The 1871-nt window shown below is 49.8% G+C and carries 1 protein-coding gene; it reads left to right on the top strand.

Going from position 1 to position 1871, the window contains the following annotated elements; translation table 11 throughout:
* Positions 1–211: 211 nt before the first annotated feature.
* Positions 212–1687 carry a transposase gene (locus tag ACFSB2_RS19505; RefSeq protein WP_377944772.1) on the top strand — a complete coding sequence of 492 codons (1476 nt, stop codon included), beginning with the start codon at positions 212–214 and terminating at the stop codon, positions 1685–1687.
* Positions 1688–1871: the final 184 nt, after the last annotated feature.

Genomic DNA, 1871 nt, shown 5'->3' with positions numbered 1-1871 from the left:
ATAGCCTCTCGGCATTTGGTTTTCATTGAACCACCAACGGTTCTGTGCCCGAGGTCTGTTCGCTTGCCCCCATGTTGCTGAGCCCGACTTGACAAATCAAAATTGGGAATTTTAATGTTGTACAGCAAATAACACTTGACTTTTCAGAAACACCCCAACAATCGCCGAGAAGGGCTTAACCGCTCTATCTCATCTGAATTGGGGTTGCGTTATGTTACCAATGGTACGGTCTCATCAGCAGTATCAGTCGTTTGTGGAGCAACAACTTCGTACCTACTACGGGAATGGGTCGCTTCTCTTTGTCGCAAAGGACTGGTCCCTCGTAGCAAAGTTTTGGATCACGGACCTTTCTAACACGTTCGAAATACTTCGAGAATCATATTCCCATCGTGGTCCTCTGTCCGTTGACCCAGCTGACATGTTACGCTCCTATCTGCTCATGCTGGAGGTTGGACAATCCTCCGTCACTGAGTGGGTGAACGACCTTCGTCGCTGCCCCTTGTATGCTATCCTCAGCGGGTTCGTGTATGGTCAAACTCCCGGGGTGGGAACCTTCTACGACTTCTTCCCGAAGCTATGGAATTACGCTCCTCCAAACCTTGCTCCCAGGCGTAGGCTCAGTCGCAGGAAACCAGAGCGGGGAACGAAGGGTGAAAAGGCACCCACGACAACGCCGAACAGAATCGCAAAACTGATTACTCAACTTCAGAAACGCTCGGTTGTAAAATCACAACCCTTTGACAACTTGCTACGGCTGTTTCAGCAACAGTTTCTGTCTGTCTCTGCTGCATCCGACTTGTTGGGGAACGTGCATGCCCTATCCATTGCCGGTGATGGAATGCCTGTGCAAACAGCAGCTCAAATCCGCAGCAAGAGACTTTGTTCGTGTCGGGAGCAAGGCATTGCTCAGTGCTCATGCCATCGTAAGTTCTCACAACCAGACTGCGACATGGGCTGGGATAGCTACCGAAATAAGTTTTACTTCGGCTACCACTTATACAGCTTTGTCGCTGCGGACAGCCCTTATGACCTACCGATTTACCCTAGGTTACAAAGGGCTTCCAGACACGATGCAACATCTTGGGTCGTGAGCGCCCATGAATTCAAGGCATACTTCCGAGAATACACCTGGGACAGAGTTCTTCTTGACGCTGCACACGATGCCATGGCGATTTACGAGTATCTAAGGTCGCAAAAAATCACACCGTTTATCGACTTGAATCAACGCAACACAGGTAACAAGAAATACAAAGACGATATGATGCTCTCCCGAAATGGAGTTCCGATTTGTAAGAAAGGGCTGGAGATGAAAGACCGTGGATACGACAGCTCAAGAGCCCGTCGCAAATATCACTGTCCGCTTGTCGTGAACGGGGTGGTGACGTGTGACACGCCCTGTTCTGAGTCACCTTACGGTAGATGCGTTCACACGTACACTAAAGATAATCCCCGCTTGTTCCCACCCGTGGCTCGTCACAGCAACGAGTGGGGCAATGTCTACAAACGCAGAACCACCTGCGAACGTAGCAACAAGCGAGCAAAAGAGGATTACCACCTTGAAGCCGCCAAGCATCGCAGTACCATGATGTGGACCGTCCGGGTCTACGGTATTGCGATGTGTCAACACATTGACGCTTGGTACCAAGAGAGTGATCTTGACCTGAAGTCCAGGCTCTTGTCAGCTTGAGAACACCCCAATCATACCAGCTCCAGCGATGACTTTTTGAAAATCGGATCGTCACCGCTCTATTTCCTATACCCTTTTTCAAGGAACATCGCTGTTTCAACCATTATTTGCGGATTTTCCAGTGGATTCTTGCGGGAAATTCCGCTTTGTCCCTGTTTTCGTCACCTCAATGCCGAGAGGCTAT

This window comes from Alicyclobacillus fodiniaquatilis (assembly GCF_042678105.1).
Taxonomy (GTDB): domain Bacteria; phylum Bacillota; class Bacilli; order Alicyclobacillales; family Alicyclobacillaceae; genus Alicyclobacillus; species Alicyclobacillus fodiniaquatilis.
The sequence above is the reverse complement of the archived record's forward strand: the minus strand, read 5'-3'. Positions and strand labels throughout refer to the sequence as shown.